The organism is Sulfitobacter sp. BSw21498, from assembly GCF_006064855.1.
Classification (GTDB): domain Bacteria; phylum Pseudomonadota; class Alphaproteobacteria; order Rhodobacterales; family Rhodobacteraceae; genus Sulfitobacter.
Genome location: NZ_CP040753.1, coordinates 426,068 through 452,113, shown reverse-complemented (window position 1 = coordinate 452,113; position 26,046 = coordinate 426,068). Strand labels below are relative to the sequence as shown.

At 59.5% G+C, this 26,046-nt stretch carries 24 protein-coding genes; 4 read left to right on the top strand and 20 right to left on the bottom strand.

Features of this window, described 5'->3' with window-relative positions:
* Positions 1-51: 51 nt before the first annotated feature.
* The 8 genes from murB to E5180_RS02265 form a co-directional block, all read right to left on the bottom strand.
* Positions 52-975 carry a UDP-N-acetylmuramate dehydrogenase gene (gene murB, locus E5180_RS02300; RefSeq protein ID WP_138922972.1) on the bottom strand — a complete coding sequence of 308 codons (924 nt, stop codon included), beginning with the start codon at positions 973-975 and terminating at the stop codon, positions 52-54.
* A 74-nt stretch (positions 976-1,049) separates the two neighbouring features.
* The gene (locus tag E5180_RS02295; RefSeq protein ID WP_138922971.1) at positions 1,050-1,331 is read right to left on the bottom strand and encodes a hypothetical protein; all 282 of its coding nucleotides are present in this window, start codon (positions 1,329-1,331) and stop codon (positions 1,050-1,052) included.
* Positions 1,328-1,588 (bottom strand): DUF2484 family protein, encoded by a 261-nt coding sequence (locus E5180_RS02290; protein WP_138922970.1) that lies wholly within the window; start codon positions 1,586-1,588, stop codon positions 1,328-1,330. Before E5180_RS02290 ends, E5180_RS02295 begins: the two co-directional genes overlap by 4 nt.
* Positions 1,585-1,836: a DUF2484 family protein gene (locus E5180_RS02285; RefSeq protein WP_138922969.1), complete on the bottom strand. Its 252-nt coding sequence runs from the start codon at positions 1,834-1,836 to the stop codon at positions 1,585-1,587. Before E5180_RS02285 ends, E5180_RS02290 begins: the two co-directional genes overlap by 4 nt.
* A 32-nt stretch (positions 1,837-1,868) precedes the next feature.
* Positions 1,869-3,284 (bottom strand): UDP-N-acetylmuramate--L-alanine ligase, encoded by a 1,416-nt coding sequence (murC, locus tag E5180_RS02280; protein ID WP_138922968.1) that lies wholly within the window; start codon positions 3,282-3,284, stop codon positions 1,869-1,871.
* Positions 3,281-4,381: a UDP-N-acetylglucosamine--N-acetylmuramyl-(pentapeptide) pyrophosphoryl-undecaprenol N-acetylglucosamine transferase gene (locus tag E5180_RS02275; RefSeq protein ID WP_138922967.1), complete on the bottom strand. Its 1,101-nt coding sequence runs from the start codon at positions 4,379-4,381 to the stop codon at positions 3,281-3,283. Before E5180_RS02275 ends, murC begins: the two co-directional genes overlap by 4 nt.
* Positions 4,378-5,547: a putative lipid II flippase FtsW gene (ftsW, locus tag E5180_RS02270; RefSeq protein WP_138922966.1), complete on the bottom strand. Its 1,170-nt coding sequence runs from the start codon at positions 5,545-5,547 to the stop codon at positions 4,378-4,380. The genes E5180_RS02275 and ftsW overlap by 4 nt, the downstream gene beginning before the upstream one ends.
* Positions 5,548-5,658: 111 nt before the next feature.
* On the bottom strand, positions 5,659-6,186 hold the full coding sequence (locus E5180_RS02265; protein ID WP_138922965.1) for a peroxiredoxin-like family protein: 528 nt from the start codon (positions 6,184-6,186) through the stop codon (positions 5,659-5,661).
* Positions 6,187-6,296: 110 nt separating this feature from the next.
* Between E5180_RS02265 and E5180_RS02260 the strand changes: the two genes are divergently transcribed.
* Positions 6,297-7,475, top strand: a complete 1,179-nt coding sequence (locus E5180_RS02260; RefSeq protein ID WP_138922964.1) for an NAD(P)/FAD-dependent oxidoreductase — start codon at positions 6,297-6,299, stop codon at positions 7,473-7,475.
* Between the two features lie 480 nt (positions 7,476-7,955).
* Positions 7,956-8,669, top strand: a complete 714-nt coding sequence (locus E5180_RS02255; protein ID WP_138922963.1) for a lysophospholipid acyltransferase family protein — start codon at positions 7,956-7,958, stop codon at positions 8,667-8,669.
* Positions 8,670-9,541: 872 nt separating this feature from the next.
* Here the strand turns inward: E5180_RS02255 and E5180_RS15865 are convergent.
* From E5180_RS15865 to murD, 3 genes are all read right to left on the bottom strand, one after another.
* Complete coding sequence (locus E5180_RS15865) at positions 9,542-10,117, bottom strand: HNH endonuclease (RefSeq protein ID WP_254700516.1); 576 nt, start codon at positions 10,115-10,117, stop codon at positions 9,542-9,544.
* Positions 10,114-10,467, bottom strand: coding sequence for a hypothetical protein (locus E5180_RS15860; protein WP_254700515.1), 354 nt, complete (start codon positions 10,465-10,467; stop codon positions 10,114-10,116). The genes E5180_RS15865 and E5180_RS15860 overlap by 4 nt, the downstream gene beginning before the upstream one ends.
* A gap of 174 nt (positions 10,468-10,641) precedes the next feature.
* Positions 10,642-12,045 carry a UDP-N-acetylmuramoyl-L-alanine--D-glutamate ligase gene (murD, locus tag E5180_RS02245; protein ID WP_138922962.1) on the bottom strand — a complete coding sequence of 468 codons (1,404 nt, stop codon included), beginning with the start codon at positions 12,043-12,045 and terminating at the stop codon, positions 10,642-10,644.
* A 46-nt stretch (positions 12,046-12,091) separates the two neighbouring features.
* On the opposite strand from murD, the gene E5180_RS02240 reads away from it, so the two are divergent.
* Positions 12,092-13,003 (top strand): glutaminase, encoded by a 912-nt coding sequence (locus E5180_RS02240; protein WP_254700514.1) that lies wholly within the window; start codon positions 12,092-12,094, stop codon positions 13,001-13,003.
* A 141-nt stretch (positions 13,004-13,144) separates the two neighbouring features.
* On the opposite strand, the gene mraY is transcribed toward E5180_RS02240, so the two are convergent.
* The 8 genes from mraY to E5180_RS02200 form a co-directional block, all read right to left on the bottom strand.
* The gene (gene mraY, locus E5180_RS02235; protein ID WP_138922961.1) at positions 13,145-14,227 is read right to left on the bottom strand and encodes a phospho-N-acetylmuramoyl-pentapeptide-transferase; all 1,083 of its coding nucleotides are present in this window, start codon (positions 14,225-14,227) and stop codon (positions 13,145-13,147) included.
* 31 nt (positions 14,228-14,258) lie between these two features.
* Positions 14,259-15,695, bottom strand: a complete 1,437-nt coding sequence (locus tag E5180_RS02230; protein WP_138922960.1) for a UDP-N-acetylmuramoyl-tripeptide--D-alanyl-D-alanine ligase — start codon at positions 15,693-15,695, stop codon at positions 14,259-14,261.
* Entirely contained in the window at positions 15,692-17,179 is a 1,488-nt protein-coding gene (locus E5180_RS02225; RefSeq protein ID WP_138922959.1) for a UDP-N-acetylmuramoyl-L-alanyl-D-glutamate--2,6-diaminopimelate ligase, read from the bottom strand. Before E5180_RS02225 ends, E5180_RS02230 begins: the two co-directional genes overlap by 4 nt.
* 16 nt (positions 17,180-17,195) lie before the next feature.
* Positions 17,196-18,983, bottom strand: a complete 1,788-nt coding sequence (locus tag E5180_RS02220; protein ID WP_138922958.1) for a peptidoglycan D,D-transpeptidase FtsI family protein — start codon at positions 18,981-18,983, stop codon at positions 17,196-17,198.
* A complete protein-coding gene (ftsL, locus tag E5180_RS02215) occupies positions 18,980-19,333 on the bottom strand; it encodes a cell division protein FtsL (protein WP_005854161.1) in 354 nt (117 codons plus the stop codon). The genes E5180_RS02220 and ftsL overlap by 4 nt, the downstream gene beginning before the upstream one ends.
* Entirely contained in the window at positions 19,330-20,322 is a 993-nt protein-coding gene (rsmH, locus tag E5180_RS02210; protein WP_138922957.1) for a 16S rRNA (cytosine(1402)-N(4))-methyltransferase RsmH, read from the bottom strand. The genes ftsL and rsmH overlap by 4 nt, the downstream gene beginning before the upstream one ends.
* A gap of 5 nt (positions 20,323-20,327) precedes the next feature.
* Entirely contained in the window at positions 20,328-20,831 is a 504-nt protein-coding gene (gene mraZ, locus E5180_RS02205) for a division/cell wall cluster transcriptional repressor MraZ (RefSeq protein WP_138922956.1), read from the bottom strand.
* A 770-nt stretch (positions 20,832-21,601) separates the two neighbouring features.
* The gene (locus E5180_RS02200) at positions 21,602-22,672 is read right to left on the bottom strand and encodes an Mrp/NBP35 family ATP-binding protein (protein WP_138922955.1); all 1,071 of its coding nucleotides are present in this window, start codon (positions 22,670-22,672) and stop codon (positions 21,602-21,604) included.
* A 514-nt stretch (positions 22,673-23,186) separates the two neighbouring features.
* Between E5180_RS02200 and E5180_RS02195 the strand changes: the two genes are divergently transcribed.
* The gene (locus tag E5180_RS02195; RefSeq protein WP_093732517.1) at positions 23,187-23,399 is read left to right on the top strand and encodes a DUF1127 domain-containing protein; all 213 of its coding nucleotides are present in this window, start codon (positions 23,187-23,189) and stop codon (positions 23,397-23,399) included.
* Between the two features lie 221 nt (positions 23,400-23,620).
* On the opposite strand, the gene E5180_RS02190 is transcribed toward E5180_RS02195, so the two are convergent.
* Positions 23,621-26,041: an ATP-dependent helicase gene (locus E5180_RS02190; RefSeq protein WP_138922954.1), complete on the bottom strand. Its 2,421-nt coding sequence runs from the start codon at positions 26,039-26,041 to the stop codon at positions 23,621-23,623.
* Positions 26,042-26,046 lie beyond the last annotated feature (5 nt).

The following is a 26,046-nucleotide window of genomic DNA, read 5'->3' as shown; positions in this document are numbered from 1 at the left end:
TTTATTCTGTGTCGGGTCACTTACGGACCCTGTATCATGACGCTCGAACGATTATTTTTCGCCGATCCGCATAATTTCCCACTCTAGCGTAATCCCGCTGGAATCGTAAACCTTTTTTCGCACCAACTCGCCTAATGCCTCAAGGTCGGCCGCCGTCGCGGACCCGGTATTGATCAGGAAGTTGGGATGTTTCGGGCTCATCTGCGCACCGCCCAAGGTGGCACCGCGCAACCCGGCATCGTCAATGACCTTCCACGCCTTCAGATCGTGGCGATCGTCGGCCTGCCCCGTGCTGGAAAATCCTGCCGGATTGCGAAACGTCGACCCTGCGCTGCGGTCCTTGGTGGGTTGTGTTTCGTCGCGTTTGCGCAGCTGCTCTTCCATCCGCGCATGCAGCGCATCGGCATCGCCTTGGGGCGGCGCAAACGTGGCCGAGGTGATGACACACCCGTCCGGCAGCGCGGACTGGCGATAGGCGAATTTCATGTCATCAGGCCCAAGCGTGACATGTTCGCCCTCACAGGTGATCGCCTCTGCGCTGATGAAATAATCAGCGGTATAGGTGCCGTAGCAACCCGCGTTCATCCGCACCGCGCCGCCGATGCTACCTGGTATTGTGCGCAGAAACGTTAGATCAAGCCCCGCGTCCGCCGCCTTGCGCGCCACATGGGCGTCGAGCGCGGCTGCGCCCGCGGTGACGTTACCATCCTGGCAGCTGATGGCATTAAACCCGCGCCCCAACCGGATCACCACAGCGCGCAAGCCGCCGTCGCGCACGATCACATTCGACCCGACGCCCATTGGCATGACAACCACATCGCGCGGCAACGCCTTCAGGAACGCCGCCAGATCATCCGCATCCGCAGGCTGGTAGAAATAATCGGCAGGGCCGCCCACACGCAGCCACGTCAGATCAGCCAAGGGACGGTTTTGCGTCAGCTTGCCGCGCATATCGGGAAAGGAAATATCTGTCATGGGCTTCGCGTAGCTCTCTTTGGCGGGGAGGTCAATTTTCCACACGTCTCAAAGACAGGTGGACCGCAAGCGCGTTAATCGGGGCGGTTTGCACGCAGGGTGCGGGTAAGGCGACCGGCCACCCAGCCGACAAGGAACGCACAGAACGCATATCCTGTGGCCGCGGCTTGGGCCATGAACACCGGTCGCTCGAACGGTTTCGCGCCTAAGCCCCAGATCATCCACGCCCAGTTCAACGCCAATCCGGTCAGCAAGACCAGCACAAAGCCACCATAGCGCCGCGCCAGCCCACACCAACCAGAGGCCAGCATCCACGCAACGAGAATGCCGATAAGAATGACCAACGTCAGATTCATTCTGCCGCATCCCTAACTGCAGCACCGCGCAGCCAGCGCATCAAATAGATCACGGGCCAGCGCAGCACCGAACAGCCGCCCGCAAACACCAGCATCCCGACCCAAGGGCCATGCTGCATGGTGACATAGCCCAGTACGGGAATTCCCACGGCAATCAACACATAGGCGCTGCGCCAGTGCTGGTCAGAACTGGGTGTCATCGCCAACACATTCGCAACGACGGCCCAGAAACAGGCAAGAACCAGTGATGTACTCATTTGGGTACCTCGGGGTTTTGTCCGCGCAGCTTGGCCAGCAAAAAGCGCAAGGGATTGCGGAACATGGACACAAAGGCAGCAAGTGCGAGCAAGGTGAACAGCCAGCCCTCCTGAAGACCGATCAAGACGATCAGCACAGGTGCGGCGATCAGCAGTAAGATACCGGGAATATATTGAAGACGCATCGGCAGCGTCGCCACCGTGGCCGAGCAAAAGACCCACAGGATGCAAGCCCAAATCAAGGTCATGACCGGCCCCCATATACAGGGGTCGGTTCCATTTACACGGCTTCCTTCTTTAGCGCAGCCAGCGCGTCGGGCAAGGCGTTGGCCCATGTGCTTATGGTGCCCGCCCCGAGGCAAACAACCATATCCCCCGGACCTGCCTTCTCGCGCACAAGCCGCGCCAGATCTTCCTCGCTTTGGACGGCGCGGGCATCGCGGTGGCCGTGACGGATCAGCCCTGCAACCAGATCGTCGCGCCCTGCCCCTTCGATGGGGTCTTCGCCCGCGGCATAGACCTCGGCGATGCCAACCACATCGGCATCGTTAAAGCAGGCACAGAACTCTTCAAAGTGATGGTGCAGGCGGCTGTAGCGGTGTGGCTGGTGCACGGCGATGACGCGCCCTTCGGTGGCCTGACGCGCAGCCTTGAGCACAGCGGTGATTTCAACCGGGTGGTGACCGTAGTCATCGATAATTGTCACACCGTCGACTTCGCCCACTTTGGTAAAGCGCCGGTTCACACCGCCAAAGCCCGCCAGTGCGGCCCGGATTTCTTCGGCTTTCATGCCAAGGTGTCTGGACACAGCAACCGCCGCCATTGCGTTCGAAACGTTATGATCCCCCGGCATGGGCAAGCTACAATCCTTGATTGTGATCCCTTCGGCCTGAAATACGATATCGAAATGCGCCACGCCCGCCTTGTAGTGCAGGTTGATCGCGCGCACATCGGCTTGCGTGTTAAAGCCATAGGTCATCACGCGGCGGTCGGTGATCTTACCCACCAGCGCTTGCACTTCGGGGTGGTCAATGCAGCAGACAGCCAGCCCGTAGAACGGAATGTTTGATACGAAGTCCAGAAACCCTTTGCGCAGGGTATCAAAGTCGCCCCAATGCTCCATATGTTCGGGGTCGATGTTGGTCACGATCGCAATGGTCGCCGGCAGACGGTTAAAGGTGCCGTCGGATTCATCCGCTTCGACCACCATCCATTCGCCCTGCCCCATACGTGCATTCGAGCCATAGGCGTGGATGATCCCGCCATTCACGACAGTCGGGTCGATGCCACCTTTGACCAGCAGTTCGGCCACCATCGTTGTCGTGGTTGTCTTGCCGTGGGTTCCGGCAACGGCGATGTTGGATTTCAAGCGCATCAGCTCTGCCAGCATCTCTGCGCGGCGCACGATCGGCAGCCCTGCCACCCGTGCCGCATCAAGTTCGGGGTTGCCCGGTTTGATCGCGGAAGAGATCACGATAACCGCGGCCCCTTCGATGTTCGCGGCCTGCTGCCCTTCAAAAACAGTCGCGCCAAGATCCACCAGACGGTCTGTGATCTTGGTCGACTTCAGATCAGACCCCTGCACGCGATAGCCGTGGTTCAACAACACTTCGGCAATGCCTGACATGCCGATACCGCCGATGCCTACGAAATGGATCGGGCCCACATCAGTCGGAAGCTTCGTGGCTGCGTTCATCGTTTCTTTCCTTCGGTTGCCAGGGCTTCCACCATCTGGGCGAGTTCTTCTGCGGCGTCTGGTTTGGCGACAGATAGTGCTGCGCGTGACATCTGCAACGCACCATCGGCGTGGGTCAGCACCATTTCAATTTGGGCGCGCAGGCTGTCGGGGTTTGCCATGTTTTCTGGCACCATGATCGCGGCACCGGCGTCGACAAGCCCGCGGGCATTCGCGGATTGGTGATCGCCTGTGGCAGCCGCATAGGGGATCAGGATTGAGGGCCGCCCGATAATAGAGATATCGGCGACGCTGGACGCGCCCGCGCGGCTGATCACCAGCTGGGCTTCGGACATGCGGCGCGGCACATCGTGGAAAAACGGCTGCACATCTGCGTTGATACCGTTTTCGGCATAGAAAGCCGCGACGCGTTCACCGTCTTCGTCGCGTGCCTGATGGCTCACGCGGATATTGCGCAACAGATCCAGCGGCAGATCGGCGATGGCGGGGGGGATGACCTCGCTGAGGATCCGCGCGCCCTGGCTGCCGCCCATCACCAACAGCTCCATCGGATAATCACCGGGCGCGATATAACCGGCACCGGCCCGTTCCAGCACAGAAGCACGCACCGGATTGCCAGTATGCTGTGCGCTTACCCCGTCGGGGAGCGTGGTCGGCCATGTCCCGCACGCCACCGCATCGACGCGTTTGGCGAACAGATTATTGACGCGCCCCAAGACGCCGTTTTGTTCATGGATCATGCGTGGTTTGCGCAGCACCCATGCCGCGGCCAGCGCGGGGATCGACGGATAGCCGCCAAAGCCGACAACCACATCGGGTTTATCGCGCAGCATCCCAAAGACGCCGCCAATCACACCGCCCATAATTCGAAACGGAGCCATCGCCTTCGCCATGAGCCCACCGCGCGCGAAAGTTGCGCTGCTGACCTGCTGGATCTCGACCGCGTCGGGAAAGCCGCTTGTGTAGCGCGCACCGCGCGCGTCCGTCGACAGCTTTACCCGCCAGCCGCGGGCAAGCATGACTTCGGCCAGCGCCTGCGCGGGGAACATATGCCCGCCCGTGCCGCCCGCCGCGATCACCAGCAGCGGGGCGCTCATCGGGCGCGACCTCGTCCAAGCAGGTCAGAAATCTGCCCCTGCGGCCGCGACCGTGTAAATGCCAGCAACATGCCCACGGCGATACCCGACGCAATCACCGACGACCCGCCATAGCTGACAAACGGCAATGTCATGCCCTTGGCCGGCAGCAGCCGCACGGCAACGCCCATATTGATCATCGCCTGCACGCCGAACATACACGCAAGACCGGTGCCCGCCAGACGCACGAAGGGATCCCGCTCACGCACCAGACGCAGCAGCGACCGCACAACGATCACGGCATAAAGCGCGATAACGCACATCACGAGGATCAGCCCGTATTCTTCGGCCGCAACGGCAATGATAAAATCGGTATGCGCATCGGGCAGCGACCATTTCACCTGCCCCTCGCCCACACCAACACCGAACAAACCGCCTTCGCGGATCGCATCAGTGGCATAGCCAAGCTGCGTGCGCGGGTCGATATCGGGCGACAAGAAGCCGTCAATCCGGCGGGCAAAGTGTTCTGAATTGGAATAGGCAAAAGTGCCCGCCAGTACGACGAGGCCGGCCATACCGACCAACAGCACCAAAGGGGCACCTGCCACAAAATACATCACGCCCCAGCCGAACAGCACCAGACACGCCTGCCCAAAGTCGGGCTGTAGCGCCAGCATCAACACAATAGAAATACACAAGGCAAAGGACCACGTCTTGCCCGGGGGGCCGTTGATCTCAAGTGACGCCGCCATCATCCACGCCGCTACGACCACAAAGCCGGGCTTGAGGAATTCTGATGGCTGGAAGGATGCAAAACCCATCGAATACCAGCGCACAGCACCCTTGCCGAAATCCGTTCCAAAGAACGGCAGCAGGGCCAGCGCGACAAAGGAAAGAAGAAAGCCGACGATCGCCAAGCGACGGACCATAATCGGTGTCATCATTGACGTCAGCACCATCGCGATCACAGCCAGTACACCAAAGACGGCCTGCCGCTGTACATAATGGAACGAGTCAAACCCGTTTTTCGCGGCCAAGGGCGGCGACGCGGCCAGCCCTAGCAACATGCCCACGGCAAACAACAGGAGGATGCAAGACATCGCCCATTTGTCGATCGTACGCCACCATTTTGGAAGAATCGGTTCGCCATCCCGAACGGGAACCGCACCATAGACCATTTCTGTCATGGGACCTGCCTTACACTGCCTCGTTCCGCCCCTTTTCGGGGTCTAACTTGCAGTGTAGCGCGAAAGGTCACGCGGGGCTAGTCTGTTTTAACCAGCCCCGCGCAAAGCTGCCTATGCCCCCGCGTGTGTGCCGCGGATCGGATAGTCGTTGTCACGCACGAACTTGATACCTTTCAGCAGCCCTTGCAGATCGGGCCTCGCGAAAGGCGCGTTCGAGATGTCGACAATCTGGATGTTCCCCTCGGCGTTGACGACAAAGACACCCGGCTCGGCGAAGGGTTGGTCAGTTTCTTGCGGGCTGCGTGGGTCAGAAATATACAGCCCCAGATCCTGCATCTGCGCGATGCTCAAATCATAGCCCACAGTCAGGGACAGGTCTTGCTCTTGCGCCATCTCGCGCGCTTTGTCTTTCGGGTCGCCCGACACGGCCACGACGTCTACCCCGGCCTTGTTAAAGTCCGCGACCAACCCATCCAGCGTCTTCAGATAGGTTTTGCAAATCGGGCAGTGCAGCCCGCGGTATACAACCACCAACTGCCAGTCAAATTCACCCCGCGGGGTGCCAAGGGTCAGCATCCCGCCCTGCAGCTCGGCGACGGTCAGTTTCGGAAATGCGTTGCCTGCGTCTAGTACGTTCATCGGGTCTCTCCTATAATTGCTTCGTTATCGGAGGTAATCCTCATCCGCGTGATTGCCACCCCGCTCACATCCACTTGACCGACCTGCCCCGCTCAGGCAAAGGCGGGACCATGCAATATAATACGGTAATTTTAGGCGCAGGGGCCGCAGGCATGATGTGCGCGGCCCACGCGGGCGGATCGGTGTTGGTCGTGGACCATGCCAAAGCACCGGGCGAGAAAATCCGCATCTCGGGCGGCGGGCGCTGTAACTTTACCAACATGCACTGCACGCCCCAAGCCTTCATCTGCGCCAATCCCCATTTCGCCAAATCAGCTCTTGCCCGCTATACCCAGTGGGATTTCATCGAACTGGTCGACGCGCATGGCATCGCGTGGCACGAGAAAACCCTCGGACAGCTGTTCTGCGACACCTCCGCCAAAGAGATCGTCGCCATGCTGCGCGGATTGATGCAAAAATCTGGTGTGGATTTGCGGTTGCTCAGCACCCTGACCGATATCGCCGCGACGGATGCCGGTTACGGCATGACCTTGCACACGCCCGACGGCACAACGCCGATCACCGCACGCAATCTTGTCGTTGCTTCAGGCGGGAAATCCATTCCCAAGATGGGCGCGACCGGCCGCGCCTACGAGATCGCGGCGCAGATGGGCATCCCCGTCACCGACACCCGCGCAGGGCTGGTTCCCTTTACTTTCACCGACGCACGCTTCGCCCCGATATCCGGCACAGCAACGCCTGCGCGTGTGACCGCCCAAGGCCCCGCCTTTGACGAAGCCTTGCTTTTTACCCACCGCGGCCTTTCCGGCCCCGCGATCCTTCAAGCCTCCAGCTACTGGACCGAAGGCGCACCGATCACGGTAAATCTGCTGCCTGACAACGATCTGTTGGGCAAGCTGCGCGCGCAACGCCAAAGCTATGGCCGCCGCAACTTCACGACCGAACTGGCCCACCACCTGCCCGCGCGGCTGGTCGATCATCTTGCGGGCATCATGGATCTGGGCGGCAACCTCGCCGATTGGTCGGACGCAAAGCTCACCGCGTTGATCGACGCGCTGTCGAACTGGACGATGACCCCTTCGGGCACCGAAGGCTACCGGACAGCCGAAGTCACCCTTGGCGGGATCGACACCGACGCGCTGTCCTCCAAAACGATGGAGACCAAGGCCCGCACCGGTCTCTATTTTATCGGCGAGGCCGTGGATGTTACCGGTTGGCTAGGCGGCTATAACTTCCAGTGGGCATGGTCCTCGGCGATGGCGTGCGCCGCCCATATCGCAACGAAATAACCAGTTCCAAATGGCCTTAAATCCCGGGGGAGCAGCCAAAGGCTGCGGGGGCAGCGCCCCTTGCCCGCGTTAAATGTCGAACGTGTCGAAGCCTAGAAGCGCACCTTCCGCTTCGAGCCCACCTTGATTTTGGTCGCACGTGGCGACTTTGCAAGGGCAGCAACGGTTGCAATGTCGAGACCGGCCCATAACCGATCTTGGCCGCAGTACTTGACGGCGCGCAGCGATTTTCGCATTGCTGACGTTCTGGCATCGCGCAGCATTTCGGTAGCCAAAGCATCGACCAGTGGACAATCCGGATTGATGCTGTTGCGGCATTGATCGTCATGAGGCCTTAGGTTACTTTCCCGCAGAGGACATTCCCGACATGCGCGTTGTCTCACTTTTAGTCCCATTTCTCGTTGCAAATGGGGTTCAATCTACCATTGATCGCAGTGTGACTTGAACTCTTCCACCCCTCATATAATGACGAAATCTCACATGAACACGATCAAAATAAAATCACTTCTGTTCGACGGATTTTTCGCCGGCTGGACCACCTTATTCTCCTTGGGAGTGCTGGCCTTTTGGCTGCTTGGGTCGCCGCGAAAAGCAATCAGGGCTGCAACCCGTCTTTGGGTGCGCGGGGTTTTGTTCGGGCTTAGGCATATCGTCGGGCTGCGTTACGTCGAGAAAGGTCGCGACCTGATTCCGGCTGAACCCTGTCTCATTATCTGCAATCACGAATCCACTTGGGAAACGCTCGCGGCTCTGGTTCTTTTCCCCGACGTCGCAATTGTCGCTAAACAGGAACTGCTGCGAATTCCGATAATCGGCTGGTATCTCCGTAAATCACCGATGATCGTCATCGATCGGGAGAGCGGCTCCAAGGCACTAAAGGCTATGCTCAACCAAAGTCGTGAAGCACTTGCCGCTGGCCGATCGGTTCTCGTTTTTCCGCAAGGGACACGTATGGACGAGAGTGAACCAATCAGGTTCAAGCGGGGGGTCGAGCTGATGTATTCAAAGCTGGGGGTACCCGTGCTACCCGTCTTGGTGAACGCGGGCAAATTCTGGGGTGCCAGCGGATCAAGCAAGCGTGGGGGGGCAATCACGGTCTCGTATCTACCACCGATCCCACCTGGGATGTCGTCCGAACTGTTCGTCCGAAAGGCCGAAACGCAGATGGAGGCGGAGCGATCAACGTTGCCCTAATCTGCCGTATCAGATGGTGTATTCTATGAAGTAGGGGTACTGTCCTGAAAAGTTGCGTCAGCACTTCAGCCCCAAGGGCATCGACCCGCAATGCCCTTGAGATACAATCAATCGGAAAGAGCACCGCATCGCAACGCCATTTTCCCTGAAACGGGTTTCCGCTTTCTGTCGACATCTGAACTCGAGTTTCTGGTTCGTGCCCGTCATGATGTGCGCGGTTGCGATCGGGCTGTCATTCCTGCTGATCGAGCTTAATACCATGCCATTTCAGCGTTAGCCCGCTACGGGGTCTACGACGTAGATGTGGTTACGCGATTGGTAGACATAACGGGCAAGTTGAGCCTATCCCTCCCCCCCCAAAGGTCTTTCCAAACGCAGCGGAATCTATGCGTCCGCAGCGCACGACAGGAAAGTCCGCCAAACTGACCTCCAGCGCAGAAGGCTCCCGAGGATTTCTTCTGGAGCCTTGGCCGAACCTAACGTTTGGGGTAGTCCCGAAAACTGGACAATGACCTAAGCTTGGATTTGCTGTCTGCTGATCTTCACCACGAAGGGGATCGAAGATGTCGAAACCAAAGCAGCATGCCCCTGAGTTCAAGGCGAAGGTGGCGCTGAAATCCTAAACGATCCTGACCGGATTACCCCCCGGATTGTGGCTACTCTCTTCCGGGAACTGCTTGAGAAAACGAAAGTAGAAAATGCGCGGAAAATCGCTTCTTATGCGCTCTGCCCTCCGATCTCGCCAACAGCTACCAGCCCTTAACCTGACCAACTCGCCATCTTGATGCCAGCAAGGGCGCAGTAATTTCTGCGTTCTTCTGCGTTGGCGGATCAATACTTGCCTGAGACTCCACTATTGCCAGCACTCAGGGCTAATCGCTCCACGGCATCGCGCCCTCATGGAGGCTACGGCCAAACACGTTCTCTCGATGCCAACGCAGGTTTTCCGGGTGAGGCGCGTTTCGCGGGTCTTCGGGCCTTACCAGCTTGCCGTCCGGTGCCAGGAGTCGCCCGACGACATCCCCAGGAACCTTGTTATGCGACACAAGGATCGTCTCGCAGTCGTCAGCGACCGAGATCAGACCCCGGTCAAACATCCAGTGCAATGTTCCCGACAGCGCGAGCCCGTTGCGCACCGAGTCGCTTCCTTGGCTCTCAACAGGCCGAATGTGCGCCGCCTGCACCTCCGGACGCCCGCCACCATTGCGTAACATCAAGCCCGACATCGCACAGCGGTAGCCATAGGCAGCGCGCACATTCCGCCGGAACGCAACCTCCCGATAAGGCCGGCGCGTCAGCCGCTCCAATACGGGTCGCTCAAAGGGCTCGGCTCCCTCGCCAAGCTCAGCCAACTGCGGATCGTAGCGCGTCGCCTCGATGCGCTCTAGGTCCTGCGGTAGGCCGAGGTTAATGATATGCGCAAAGTCTGCCTCCGGCAGACGCCTCACGGCCAGCTGTGCGGCACCCCTCTTTTCGGCGAGCCATCCGGCTGTGTCATGGACGTCTCTAGTGGCCGCCCATTCAAAAGCCGCGGCACTTCGCGGTCGAAGGGAAGGAATCTCCTGGACTCAATCAGCGCGAGGAACCGCCCGTCTACGCCCGGCTTTGCGATCACCTGTTCGATCTTGGCCACAGCGAAGTAGCCGCGCGGCCCAGACTTGACCGGCTCGAAATATACGACCCAGTCGCCGACAGCCTCCTCAACCGCCTTAAGATAGCGGCGTGGAAATTCGTAGACGACGTCCGGCTCGTCCTCGTAGATCGAGTCGGCTTTATGAAAGAGAACAAGTTTAACCATGCGCCCAGGAAAGCGTTAACTGATCCAGAGGCAAGCATTTCCTGCATGGTAGGGGCCTTCGTAGCGTGGAGCACGCTATTGAGCGTGCACCATCGGGTTGCTATGGATCAGATCGGGCATAAACACTGCGATGAACGGCCGGGCAGCCCCCCCCGCCTCCCCTCAAAGGCGCTGCTACCCGTTCGCTAGATGCTTTTGCACCTGCGCGACAAAGTCCTCTCCGCGTCGTTCGAAACTGTCGTATTGATCAAAGCTCGCCGCCGCCGGGGCCAGCAACACGACGTCCCCCGCCTCTGCCTCTTCGACAGCGCGCGCGACTGCGACCTCCATCGTGCCGCAGACCTCTGCCTCTACGCCCAGCTTCATGGCGAATTGCGCCGCCTCGCGCCCGATGACATAGGCTTTGCGGACGGTCTCAATGGGCTCTGACAAGCTGCCCAAGCCCCCCTCTTTCTCCAGCCCACCGCAAATCCAACGGATATTCTGGAACGCCGCCAGCGCCTTGACGGCGCTGTCCACATTGGTGGCCTTGCTGTCGTTGACAAAGCGAACACCACCCGCCTCGCCCACGGTCTGGCTGCGATGCGGCAGGCCGCCAAACGAATGGAACGCCGCCTCGATAATCTTGGGCGCGAACCCCAGCGTGCGGCAGGCGGCATATGCGGCGCAGGCGTTTTGATGGTTATGCGCGCCGGGCAGTCCGGTTACTCCGCGCAGATCGATCGACGCCACTTGTTTGCCATTGCGATATTCCGACAAGAACCCCTTGCGCGCAAAGACCTGCCAGCCAAGCCCGGTGAGCTTGCGATCAACCGAAACGCGGATCACCCTGTCGTCGGCGGCCCCTTCGCTCAGCTGCCCCGCAAGAAAACGCCCTTCGGGTTCGTCCACACCGATGACGGCGCGGTCCGGCCCCCCTTCGGCAAACAGCCGGCGTTTGGCCGCGAAATAGCCGCCCATACCGGCGTGCCGGTCCAGATGATCCGGGCTAAGGTTCGTGAACACAGCGACATCCGGGGTCAGGTTGCGCGCCAGATCGGTCTGGTAGCTCGACAATTCCAACACCACGACCTCGCCATCAATCGCGGGCTCGATGTCCAGCACGCCGCGTCCGATGTTACCAGCCAACTGGGTCGGTCGCCCTGCATGCTTAAGGATGTGATGCACCAACGCCGATGTGGTTGATTTTCCGTTCGATCCGGTGATCGCGATGATCTTGGGCACGACGTCAAAGTTGTCCCAAGCAAACGTCGCAAAGCTTTGAAAAAACAGCCCGATATCATTGTCGACCGCGACGCCGGCCTCTTGTGCGGCCACGATGACGGGATTGGGCGCGGGGTACAGATGCGGGATACCGGGCGAAACGATCAACCGCGCGATATCGTCAAAGGCACCCGATTGGCCAAGATCAACGCAATCGAACCCTTCTGCCTGAGCCGCGCCACGCGCTGCGGGGTTATCGTCCCAACAGACCGGCACCGCGCCCCCTGCCGCCAGCGCGCGGGCCGCAGACAAGCCCGACCGCCCGAGCCCCAGAATGGCGACCTTTGCGCCGGTCAAACCTTGAACTGGTATCATGCCTGCTCTCCTGTTAGCGATGACCCTGAAACGTTCGGAGCCCTTAATGCCCCATCTGCCAGAGATTTTAGCCCAGCTCAACGCTGACATGCGCGCCACGGATGACTGGGGTGATGTGGCAGCCTATATCCCGCAGCTGGCCTCTGTCGATCCCGCGCAATTTGCGATCGTTGTGACCACGGCGGATGGCGAAGTATTTACCGCCGGTGACGTGGACACGCCGTTCTCGGTGCAATCCATCACCAAGATTTTCACCCTCGCCATCGCCCTTGGTAGATCCGGCGACCAATTGTGGAAACGCGTGGGCCGCGAACCCTCGGGACTGGCGTTCAACTCTATCGTGCAGCTCGAAGCGGAACAGGGCCGCCCCCGCAATCCCTTCATCAACGCTGGCGCGATTGTCACCACAGACGAAGTGCTGACGGGGCGCGAACCGCGTGAAACTCTGGCCGAGATCCTGCAGTTCGTGCGCGCAGCCGCGAGCGACGATAACATCCACATCAATGAAAAAGTCGCGGCATCAGAAACTGCTCACGGCCACCGCAACTTTGCGCTGGCGCATTTTCTGGCGTCCTGTGGCAATCTGAACAATCCACCTGAAAAGACGCTCGGCACCTATTTCCACCACTGCGCGATCGATATGTCAGCGCGGCAACTGGCGATGGCCGGACGGTTCTTGATTGAAACCGACAAGCTGCCGCGCATGATCCTGCCGCCACGCATCCGGCGGCTGAACGCGCTGATGCTGACCTGTGGGCACTATGACGGGTCGGGCGACTTTGCCTACCGAGTGGGGCTTCCGGCGAAGTCGGGCGTGGGCGGCGGCATCCTTGCCATTGTCCCCGGCCGCGCCAGCATCGCGGTCTGGTCGCCGGGCCTCAACCGCTATGGCAATTCGAAAAAAGGCACCCAAGCCATGGCGCGGCTCGCCCGCGAAATGGGCTGGTCGATCTTCTAACCCCGCCCCGCTTCATTTTGACAAATAAACTCCGGGGGAAGCGGCCAAGGGCCGCAGGGGGCTGGTCCCCCTTCCTCCAAAAGCAAAACGCGCCACATTCCTGCAGCGCGCCTTCCTGTTTTCATCAATTCCGATACCGGCTTAGCGAACCTTGAGCGTCGCCAGACCGATCATCGCCAGGATCAACGAAATGATCCAAAAGCGGATGACGATCTGCGGCTCGGCCCAGCCCTTTTTCTCGTAGTGGTGATGGATCGGTGCCATCAAGAACACGCGTTTGCCAGTGCGTTTAAAGTACAGCACCTGAATGATCACCGACAGGGCTTCGACCACGAACAGACCACCGACAATAGCCAGTACCAGTTCGTGTTTCGTGGCGACCGCGATGGCCCCTAAAGCGCCGCCAAGGGCCAATGATCCGGTGTCGCCCATAAAAACAGCAGCGGGCGGAGCGTTGTACCACAAGAACCCCAGACCACCGCCAAAGATTCCGGCGGTGAACACCAATATCTCGCCTGTGCCCGGCACATAGTGCACGTCCAGATACTCGGTGAAATCGACGCGGCCCACGGCATAGGCGATCACGCCAAGCGCACCGGCTGCAATCATCACCGGCATGATCGCCAGCCCGTCAAGCCCGTCCGTCAGGTTCACGGCATTCGCCGCGCCTACGATCACAATGATCGAGAAGGGCACGAAAAGATAACCAAGGTTGATCAGCGTGTTTTTGAATACGGGAAGGGCCAGCTGGTTCTGCAGCTCTTCGGGGTGGAACTGCGCCGCCCAATAGGCCGCACTGCCCGCGATGATAAAGCCCAGCAACAGGCGCATCCGGCTCGAAACACCTGCGGTCGTTTGCTTGCTGACCTTGGCGTAATCATCCGCAAAACCGATCGCGGCAAAGCCAATTGTGACCAGCAGCACCATCCAGACGAACGGGTTGTCCAGCCGCGCCCAAAGCAGCGTCGAGGTCAGCAACGCGCCGACAATCAGCAATCCGCCCATGGTCGGCGTGCCCGCCTTGACGAAATGCCCTTCTGGGCCGTCATCACGGATCGGCTGCCCTTTGCCCTGCCGTTTGCGCAGCACCGCGATCAGCGGTTTTCCAAACAGAAAGCCGAAAATCAGCGCTGTCAAAAAGGCCCCACCGGCACGGAAGGTGATGTAGCGGAAAAGGTTAAAGAAATCGCCGCCATCTGACAGGAGGGTCAACCAATAGAGCATCGTACGCGTCCTAACTCAAAATCTAGTGGGCTCAGCCCCGTCGTTCATTCGGGACCGGATGGCCCATTTTGCGGATCGCGTCAACGATCAGCCCTAGTTTCATGGACAAGGACCCTTTGGCGAGCACAACATCGCCACTGTCCAGATGCCCCGACAGCCCCGGCAACAGCTCGGCTGCGGTTTCGGCCCATTCCCCGCGTTGATGCGCGGGCAGCAGATCATACAAGGACTTCATCAGCGGACCGACGCAGTGAACCACATCCAGTGTTTTAGTCGCCTCCAGATGCGCCAAACCGGCATGCAGCGCGATCTCGTCGGGGCCGAGTTCTTTCATGTCACCCAGATAGGCAATACGCCTGCCCTTGCTGACCCGCCCGATGTCATGGGTCACGTCGGCAGCGGCCAGCACCTCGAGAGCCGCGGCCATCGAGGTGGGGTTCGCGTTATAGCTATCGTCGATGAGGTTCAGCGTCAGATGGGTGTCCACAATATCCAGTTGGATCACTTCGCGCACGCCGCGGCCTTTATACGGGGTCCAACGTCCCAGCGACGCGGCAGCAAGGGCCAGATCAGCCCCCATCGCCTGCGCGGAGGCCAATGCGCCCAAAGCGTTCATCGCAAAATGCCGTCCCGGTGTGCCGATCTTGAACAGCAGTGGTGTGCCGTCCGCGTCGGCACGCACCACCGTGGTATCGCCTTGCACCTGCACATCCAGCAGTTTGTACTGATAGCCATGTTCGCCGAATTCGACCTCGCGCAGGCGACGATCCACGGCCTTGGCCATCAGGATCGCGGCATGTTCGATATCGGCGTTGATCACGGCAACGCCACCCGGCTGCAGCCCGTCAAACACCGCGGCTTTTTCCACGGCGATCTCGGCGACATTCGCAAACGCCTCTAGGTGGACGGCGGCGACGGTGGTGATCATGGCAACGTCAGGCTGCGCCATTTGCGCCAGCGGAGAGATTTCTCCGGGGTGGTTCATGCCGATCTCGATCACGGCGTATTCGGTATCGGCAGGCATCCGCGCGAGCGTCAGCGGCACGCCCCAGTGGTTGTTATAGCTGTCGACAGAGGCATGCGCCCGCCCTTGATCCGCAAAGATAGCGAGCAGCATTTCCTTGGTCGAGGTTTTGCCGACGCTGCCTGTCACCGCGACGACCTTGGCCTGCGTGCGGGCACGCGCGGCTGCGCCAAGCGCCTCCAGCGCCTTGAGCACATCATCGACGACCAGCAACGGCGCATCTTCGGCCACGCCCTCGGGCACATGGGTGACCAATGCAGCCCCTGCCCCTTTGTCCAGCGCCATGGCGACAAAGTCGTGCCCGTCGCGCACATCCTTCAGCGCGACAAACAGATCGCCTGGCGCGATGGTGCGGGTATCAATCGACACGCCGTCGCAAGACCATGCGCCGATGGCGCGGCCACCTGTGGCGCGTTCAGCTTCTTTTGCTGTCCATAAGCTCATGCCAGTCTCCCATCCAGCGCCGCGACAGCGACACTGGCTTGTTCCACATCATCAAAGGGGAGCACATCGTCCCCGATGGTTTGTCCGGTTTCATGTCCCTTGCCCGCGATCAGCAGCGCGTCGCCTGCGCCAATCGCGTCGATGCCGCGCAAAATCGCTTCGGCGCGGTCGCCGACTTCGGTGGCGTCGGGAGCGCCTTGCATCACGGCATGACGGATGCTTGCGGGATCTTCGGAGCGCGGATTGTCATCGGTCACAAACACCATATCTGCATGGGCCGCAGCGGCTTGTCCCATCAGCGGACGCTTGACGCGGTCACGGTCGCCGCCTGCCCCCACGATCGCCACCAGACGCCCCATCACATGCGGGCGCATCGCCTGAAGTGCTGTGGCGATGGCGTCGGGGGTGTGGGCATAATCCACAAATACCGCCCCGCCATTGTCGCGGGTCGCGGCAAGCTGCATGCGACCGCGCACGGTGGTCAGATGTGGCAACGTATCAAACACATGCGCAGGAGTGCCGCCGCAAGCGATTACCAGCCCCGCTGCAAGCAGGACGTTGTCGGCCTGAAAGCCGCCAATGAGGTTCAGCCGTTTCTGATAGGTCTTGCCACGATAGCTAAAACGCAGGTCTTGCCCCGTGGCATCAAAACGCTGACCCGACAGGTTCAAATCGCCACCGTCGCGCCCAACCGTGATCGTCTCGCATCCCCGCGCCCGCGCGATGGCGACCATATCCACGCCTTTGGCATCGTCGATATTGATCACCGCGGTACCGTCTTCCGGCAGCACGCGCGAGAACAGACCGGCCTTGGCGTCGAAATAGGCGTCGAAAGTCTCGTGATAGTCGAGGTGGTCTTGGGTGAAATTCGTGAACCCCGCCGCCTTGAGCGTCACACCGTCCAGCCTGCGCTGGTCGAGCCCGTGACTCGAGGCCTCCATCGCGGCGTGAGTGATGCCGTTGGCGGCGGCCTCTGCCAAAGTGCGGTGCAGGGTGATCGGTTCGGGTGTGGTATGGGCCAACGGCGCTGCCCATGCGCCCTCTACGCCGGTGGTGCCAAGGTTGACGGCGGCCAGTCCCATTTCGATCCAGATTTGCCGGACAAAGGTGCTGACAGAGGTTTTCCCATTGGTTCCCGTGACGGCGATCATAACCTCGGGCTGTGCACCGAACCATAGGGCTGCCGCGCGGGACAGTGCCTCGCGGGGGGCATCAGTGACGACAACGGCCACCTTTGCCTTTGCCTGCGCCAACGCGTCAGCGGCCAGCGCCGCCCCTGCGGCGTCGGTCAGCACGGCCACCGCGCCCATGCGCAGCGCATATTGGATGAATTCGGCCCCATGTACCTTGCTGCCGGGCATGGCGGCAAACAAGGTGCCGGGCTGGACCTGACGGCTGTCAACGGCGACGCCTGTGACGGGCGGGTTGCCCCCCCCTTTCGCGGTCAGACCAAGGGAGGATAACGGGACGGCCTGTATGCCCATGGGGACGCTCTTTATATTAGTTGCTGCTGGACAGCGTTATACCAGCGAGGCTGTCCGGTTCAACAGTCGGTCGTAGCCCCAACAAGGGTGCGACGCGACGGACCATCTCTGCGGCGACGGGCACGGCTGTCCAACCGGCGGTGCGGCGCGGTTTATCGCCCGAGGTTTCAACCGGTTCGTCCAGCGTGACGATCAGCACATATTTCGGATCATGGGCGGGAAAGATGCTAGCAAAGGTCGCGATGACCGTATCCTCAAGGTATCCGCCGCGGGGGCCGGGCTTGTCCGCCGTCCCTGTCTTGCCGCCGATCTGGTAGCCGGGCACTTCCGCGAAGCTCGCTGTCCCTTCGGTTACCACGGCGCGCAGCATGGCACGGGCATCCGCCGCTGCACCCTCTGACATCACGCGGGGGCCCACCACAGGGGCCGATTGTTTGCGCAACGTTGGCGTGACCTTGTGACCGCCATTCGCGATTGCGGCGTAGCCTGCCGCCAAATGCATCGGGCTAGAGGACAGGCCGTGGCCATAGGACACAGTCACAGTGCTCAGTTCCTGCCAGCGCTGCGGCAGCAAAGGCTTACCACCAGAGGCTTCGACGATTTCGAACCCGGTCGGTTCAAAGAAACCAAGGCTCTTGAGGAACTCTTGCTGGCGCTCGGCCCCGATCTCGAGCGCGAGCCGCCCGGTCCCGCGGTTGGAGCTGTGAACGATGATACCGGTCACGGACTGCTTGCCGTAGTTTTTCCCGTGGAATTCGCCAATGCGGAAGCCACCGACCTTCATCGGGCCGGAGGTGTCGATCACCGTGTCCGCCGTGACGATGCCAAGATCGATTGCCTGCGCTGCAGTGAAAATCTTGAAGACCGAACCCAGCTCGTACACACCCTGAACGGACCGGTTGAATAATGGGCTGTCTGACGCATCGCCCTTTACCGCCGCATGGGGACGATCGTTGGGGTCAAAGGACGGCAAAGAAACGGCGCTGATGACCTCGCCCGTATGGACGTCCATCAGAATCGAGGTCGCCCCTTTGGCGTTCATCAGCTTCATGCCGCCATAGAGGATACGTTCGGATGCAGCCTGCACGGTCATGTCCAGCGACAGCTCGAGCGGCTTGTTACCATTGGCAGGGTCACGCAGATAATCGTCAAAGTATTTCTCAGCACCGGCAACGCCGATCACCTCGGCGGCGTGCACGCCCTCACGGCCATAGCTGGCCCCGCCCATGATGTGCGCAGCCAGTGCCCCGTTGGGATAAAGGCGCATGTCACGCGGGGCAAACAACAGGCCCGGTTCGCCAATCTCATGTACCGCCTGCATTTGCTCGGGACTGATTTTCTTCTTGATCCACAAGAACTTACGCTTGCCTGTAAAGTCACGCATCAGGCGTTCTTCGTTCAGGTCCGGGAACACGCCCATCAGCTTTTTCACGGCACCGCGCGGGTCAATCATATGGTGCGGTTGCGCATAAAGCGCGTGTGTCTCAAAGTTGGTCGCCAGCAGGTTGCCGTTACGATCCACAATATCGGCGCGGGTGGCAGAGATCACCGAACCGGGGGCCGCCGCGCGCGGCTCTGTCGGGTCTGTGGTGGCCATGACGCCCATGCGCGCGCCAACGACGGCGAAGGCACAAAAGAAGAATACACCCAGAACCAACAAACGCCCTTCTGCCCGCTGCCGTGACGCGTCGCGCATCTGCTCGTGACGAATGCGCTTGTTCTCGCGTTCGATCGCATCGGGGTTTTCGCCCTTTTGGCGGGCTTCAAGAATACGGGCCAGCGGGCGTAGCGGGGTGCGGATCATTCGGGTGCCTCCATGGAGGATACATCAACGCCGTCGGTGATCTCGAATAGGGGCAGTTCGGGCAAGGGCGGATAGCTGACCTGATCGATGGAGCCGAACTGGTCGGGATGCAGCGGCAACAGGTTGAGACGGTCAAAGTTCAGCTCTGCCAGATCGCGCAGACGATCGGGGCGGTTCTGGTAGGCCCACTCCGCCTTGAGCACGGCAAGTCGGCTATAGGCTTCGCGAATTTCATAGCGCAGGTCATCGGCGTCGCTCAGGGCTTGCTGGGTCGCATAATTCTCGCGGTAGGCCCAAAAGGCAAGGCCGATCACCGAAAAGGTGGTCAGGATGTAAAGTACGGTTCTCATACGGTTAATCCCCTAACCATAGGCATGCCAAGCGCCCTGCCGTCGATGCTGCCGGCAGGCGCATCTGTGCGTACTGCAACGCGCAGCTTGGCCGACCGGCTGCGCGGGTTTTCATCAAGCTCTTGCGCGTCGGGCCCGATGGCCTTGCGCTTGAGGATTTTAAACTGTGGCGCGGGCGCGTCGATTTCGGGCGCAAAACGGTTCGCATTTCCCCCTGCCCCGGCGCGGGCGGTCAAAAAGCGTTTGACCATGCGATCTTCGACCGAATGGAAGGTCACAACAGCCAGCTGGCCGCCGGGCTTTAACGCGCGTTCCGCCGCCATCAACCCATTGAAAAGCTCGCCATATTCGTTATTCACAGCTATGCGCAGCGCCTGAAAGCTGCGGGTCGCGGGGTGGGACTGACCGGGCTTTGACCGCGGCAAACAGCCCTCTACCAGACCCGCAAGCGTCAGCGTCGTGGTGATCAGAGCGTCTTCGCGGGCGCGCACAATGGCTTTGGCGATCCGGCGACTGGCGCGTTCTTCGCCGTACTGAAAGAGGATATTAGCGATCATCTCTTCTTCGGCCTCATTGACGATATCCGCCGCTGAGGGGCCGTCCTGGCTCATGCGCATGTCGAGCGGCCCGTCGCGCATGAACGAAAACCCGCGCTCTGCCAGATCCAGCTGCATAGAGGACACGCCGAGGTCCAGCACGATGCCGTCCAGATCCTGCGCATAGTCGTCCATCTTGGAAAACACGCCACGCTGCATGACGATTTTATCGCCATAGTCACCGGCCCAGGCCTGCGCCATCTCGAACGCCAAAGGGTCGCGGTCAACCGCCACCACCTGCGCAGCACCGGCATCCAGCAGCCCGCGGGTATAGCCCCCCGCGCCAAAGGTGCCATCCAGCCAACGCCCCGACACAGGTGCCACCGCCGCCAGCAAGGGGCGCAGCAGAACCGGAGTATGGGGGGCGGAAGGGGTGTCGTTGCGTCCGCTCATATCGATCAAGCCTCCGGCGTGCCGTCCAAGAAGGCCATCGGATCAAAGTCTTCTGGCAACTCGTCCAGCCATTCCTCTTCGCGGGCCTTTTCTTCGGTCTCGTAGGTTTCGGGCTTCCAGATCTGGAAGGTATCACCGGCGGCGATAAAGAATGCTTCGTTTTCGAGATCAATTTTGTTGCGCAGCTTGGCTGGCAGCACCAAACGGCCCGTTTCATCGACCGAGGTCGGAAAGGACTGACCGTGGAACAGACGTTGCAACATCTTACGCTGCATCGATCCACGTGGGAGGGCGTCGATCTTGTCGTCGACCTCGTCGATGGCCTGCATGGTGTAGCATTCAAGATAGCTGCGGCGGCTGTCGCCATAGACGATTACCAGCTCGGGCGTGCCACCGTTCTGCCAATTCGGATCACCGGCTTCCAACACACGACGAAAAGAGGCTGGGATAGACACCCGCCCCTTCGTATCGACCTTGTGTTGGCTTTCGCCTCTGAACCTGCGGCTCACGTGTTTGTCCCTGCCTGTGACGCTGATGCGCCTTAAACTTTTGCCCCCGGCGGTAGATGTAGAAACGGCGGGTTGATCTGCTGCCACTGATCAACCCGCCGCCCGTCCCGCCTTGGCGGGGAAGTCCGACTGCGCGCGCCACCTGGGGGGATGTCTGCTCGCTCGCGCGCCGGATCTCTTGGTCTGATGAAAGCGAGGTGCCTGTATGAACCTGCTAGAGTTTTATTTGGTCGTTGGGGTCGTTTGGTGCCCCGTGTCCCGTTCTCATCCGATGCACTAGGGATGCCATGGGAATTGATGGGCGTCTATAAGTTTTTTGGGAAATGCACACTAAATTTGGTTTTACACAGGGTTGTAAAACAACATGTGGGGAGAACATAGGGGGCATTTCTGGCTCATATCGGTAAGTTATGGCGTATAAACACAATATATTGACAAAAAATGAACGTGCCAAATTTTCCCACAATTTCCCAACATTTTTTGACCACAGAGTTATCCACAAGCCAGGTTCGCCACTTGTTCCGCAATTTATACATCAGATATTTAGCTTTGTTCCGCAAACTGGGGATTCCGCGCCGCAGACGGCCAATTTCCGCCGAATCATCTTGCCAATCCAGCACAAGAGGCTGAGCGGGCTCCCATGATTTCCCATGGCAACTCCCATACGCTCCCATAGCTCGGATTTATTGGCGCTCGCGTCAGATACAGAAACGCCGCACAAAATACATGCGCGGCGTTAAACTTTAAAACAGAGGTAGCTGCGGGCCGCTCTAAGCCATCCCGCCCTTGATCAACCCTTCGGCGATACGCGCATAGGCCTGCGCCATTGGACCACCACCCGCTGCCACCGGCGTCCCACTATCGCCCGAGAGGCGCGTGTCCAGATCAATGGGTAGGCTACCTAATAACGGTATATCCATCCTGGCGGCCTCTGCGGCAACACCACCGTGACCAAAAATCTCATGCTGCGATCCGCAATCGGGACAGACAAACAGCGACATATTCTCAATCAACCCCAGTACGGGCGTCTTTAGTGTATTGAACATATCAATCGCCTTGCGCGCATCAATCAACGCCACATCCTGCGGCGTCGACACCACGATCGCGCCGGACAGCTCGGATTTGGTGCAAAGGGTCAGTTGCACGTCGCCCGTCCCCGGCGGCAGATCGACGAGCAGCACGTCAAGCTCGCCCCACTCCACCTGCCCAAGCATCTGCTGCAGCGCGCCCATCAACATAGGGCCACGCCAAACGACCGCTTTACCCTCTTCCATCATAAAGCCGATAGACATCAAGGTTACCCCATGGGCATGCAGCGGGATGATCGTCTTGCCATCGGGCGACGCAGGCCGCTTGTTCACGCCCATCATGCGCGGCTGGCTGGGGCCATAGATATCGGCATCGAGCAGACCAACTTTGCGCCCTGCCCGCGCCAGCGCGACCGCAAGGTTGGAGCTGACGGTAGATTTACCTACCCCGCCCTTACCAGATCCGATGGCTAGAATACGCTGAACCCCTGCCGGCTTCATCGGACCCTCCTGCGCCTTCGGATGTCCGCCGATCTTGAGGCTGGGTGCCGCCTGCTTGGGCGCAGGGCCGTGGGCGGTCAAAGCAACCGTGACGGAACCGACACCATCAATTTCGCGCACCACCGCCTCCGCCGCGTCGCGCAAGGGGGCCATCTGCGCCGCGACCTGCGCATTCGGCGCCTCTATAACAAACCGCACCACATCGCCCTCAATAGTTAAAGCGCGGATAAGGTCGTGATCGAGAATCGACTTACCGTCTGGCAACTTCACGCGAGCCAGAGCTGTTTCAACGTCGGATTTAGAGAGTGGCATGGCGTATTCCTTTAGAGACCGCCTTTGACATGGCAGTTTCTGGCTAAATCGCAACCCTGCGTTCAAATCCCGCACAGGACCAAGGCAAAACGAACATTTTCCGCCCAATAATTACGCATTCACCCCATGTTTTCGCTGCATAGCAGCATTGCACGATTAGATAATTGTGCAGGCGCAGCAAATAGGTCAAAAAGACTTCAGGAACGCAGATACTGCGCTCCAAGTTTAAGACCAAACCATCCATCCTCCTCCCGGATGTGTTTGTTTTCGGCGGCGATACCCTCCTCCTCCCTGGTATCGTCGCCATTTTTTTTCACATCATCGCAATTCCGGATCCAAGCGTTTGCGCTGTGGTTATTTTTGTTCCCGTTCAGGACGTTACGTCACCTTCCCCTATGCACTTTCTGCATAGCAGCATTGCCGATCTGGCTGTTGTGCAGGTGCAGCATTTTCATACATAACCAACACAAGACGAATGATAACGAACTCAGACGAAACAAGACGAGGTACTCCGATGGCCTACTTGAACACCACAACCGCACCGACCCTGGCAGACCGTTTTGCCGCGCTGATGTCCACATTTGAGACTCGCCGCAAGCAACGCCGGGTATACCGCTCGACCTTCAACGAACTCAGCTCTCTGTCCAACCGCGAGCTGAATGACTTGGGCATGGGCCGCTCGCAAATTCGCGGCATCGCACTGGAAACAGCGCGCAACGCTGCTTAACTGATACCGGATCGGGCACACGCACCCTCCCTGTTGTGTGCCTGTAGAAAGCTTCGGGTCTCCTCCTCCTCCCTGAGACCGGCGGCTTTCACTAACGTCCCCTTCCCCCTTTCCTCCCGATTGGATTGGGGACGTAGATAAAGACGGCGGTGCTTTCCTCCCAAAGCACCGCCGTTCTTGCATTCAAAGTTTGATATTCGGTTAAGCTGACATCGCTCCGTTCAAAACGGGACGTCGTCCGATGTGCTCAGGTAGAGCGAAACAACCTTTTTGACGCCCGCCTTGTCAAAGGCGATCGCGAGCTTATCCCCTTCGATTCCAATAACTTCACCGTAGCCGAACTTTTGGTGGAAAACGCGTTCCCCCATGGCAAAGCTGCTAACGGCAGACATATCGATTGTCATATTGCGGGCCTCGGTGGGTTGACTGGTCCCGCGCCCCTGGCTGCGCGTCTGCAACCTGCGCCACCCCGGCGAGTTATAAACATTCGCCTCGGCCGCCTTTTCGTGCAGATTCGATTTGGGCATCGCGGCACCATACCCGCCGCCATACAGACCAGGCGGTGTCAGCACGTCGACGTGCGCTTCGGGAAGTTCATCAATAAACCGCGACGGCATGGCGCTTTGCCACTGCCCGAACACGCGCCGATTGGCCGCAAATGAGATCGTGCACAGCTGCTCCGCCCGCGTGATCCCAACATAAGCAAGCCGGCGCTCTTCCTCCAAGCCCTTAAGGCCGGATTCATCCATAGACCGTTGCGACGGGAACAGCCCATCTTCCCAACCGGGCAGAAATACGGCCGGGAATTCCAGCCCCTTGGCCGCGTGCAACGTCATGATCGACACCTTTGCGCCACCATCGTCACTTTCATTGTCCATGATCAGGCTGACGTGTTCCAGAAAGCCCTGTAGATTCTCGAACTGCTCCAGCGCCTTAACCAGCTCCTTCAAGTTCTCAAGCCGCCCGGGTGCCTCTGGCGTTTTGTCGTTCTGCCAAAAACCGGTATAGCCGCTTTCATCCAGTATGATCTGTGCCAGTTCGATATGGCTTACTTCGGGCGGGCCATATTCATTGTGAAACAGCGGCGCGCCCTCGTCGATCACGCTATCATCATCGACCATAACTTGCAGCCGAGGGCCCCTTGCCAGTTCAGACCACCTTTGAATACCATCAATAAGCAAGCGCAGCTGCGCCGCGCCGCGACCACCGATGCCCCCATTCGCCAACAGAATGCGCGCCCCTTCAACGAGGTTAACACCATTCTCCCGCGCTGTTTTCTGAATATTCTGCTGCGCCTTGTCGCCCAAACCACGTTTCGGCGTATTAACGATTCTCTCGAACGCGAGATCGTCATCCGGTGATGTCACCACTCGGAAATAAGCCATTGCGTCGCGAATCTCTAACCGCTCATAGAACCGTGGGCCGCCAATCACGCGGTATGGCAGTCCAATGGTTAAAAAACGGTCTTCAAAAGCGCGCATCTGGTGCGAGGCCCGCACGAGGATTGCCATTTCATCCAACGTATAAGGGTCCAGCGCTCTGGTTCCGCGCTGCAACGCTTCGATTTCGTCACCGATCCAGCGCGCCTCTTCCTCACCATCCCAATGCCCGATCAAACGAACTTTTTCCCCTTCACGGGATTCCGTCCACAACGTCTTGCCCAAACGCCCCTCGTTTCCAGCAATCACGCCCGACGCTGCGGCTAGAATATGCGGGGTTGAACGATAATTCTGCTCAAGCCGGACGACATGCGCCCCGGGAAAATCCTTTTCGAACCGTAGAATGTTACCCACTTCGGCACCACGCCACCCATAGATCGACTGGTCGTCATCCCCGACGCAGCAAATATTCTTGTGGCCGGATGCAAGCAGGCGAAGCCACATATACTGGGCGACGTTGGTATCCTGATACTCGTCCACCAAGATAAATTTGAACCAGCGCTGGTATTGCCCCAACACATCTTCGTGCTGTTGAAAGATGGTGACCATATGCAATAGCAAGTCACCAAAATCACAGGCGTTCAGGTCCTTCAGCCGCGCCTGATACTGCGCATAAAGCTCTGCCCCGCGGTGGTTGTAAGCCCCAGCATCGGCCGCAGGAATCTTGTCAGGTGTCAGCGCACGGTTTTTCCAACCATCAATCACCCCCGCAAGTAGCCGCGCGGGCCAACGCTTGTCATCAACGCCTTCCACTTTAATCAACTGCTTGAGCAGGCGCAGCTGGTCGTCCGTATCCAGAATGGTAAAGTTCGATTTAAGCCCCACCAATTCAGCATGACGACGCAACAGCTTAACGCAGATCGCGTGAAAAGTGCCGAGCCAAAGCATCCCTTCGATACTTTGCCCCAGCATATGTCCGACGCGGTTTTTCATCTCTCGCGCGGCCTTGTTGGTAAAGGTCACGGCAAGAATTTCATTCGGCCGGGCGCGTCCGGTATTCATCAGATGCACGATCCGCGCGGTTAACGCCTTGGTCTTGCCCGTCCCCGCACCGGCCAGCATCAAGACGGGGCCGTCCATCTGTTCTACCGCGGCGCGCTGCGCAGGGTTTAACCCGTCTAGATAGGGTTGCGGACGCGCAGCCATAGCGCGCGATGATAAGGAAGCGCCTTCGAAGGCGGCCATTTCGTCGAAATCATTCATGCCAC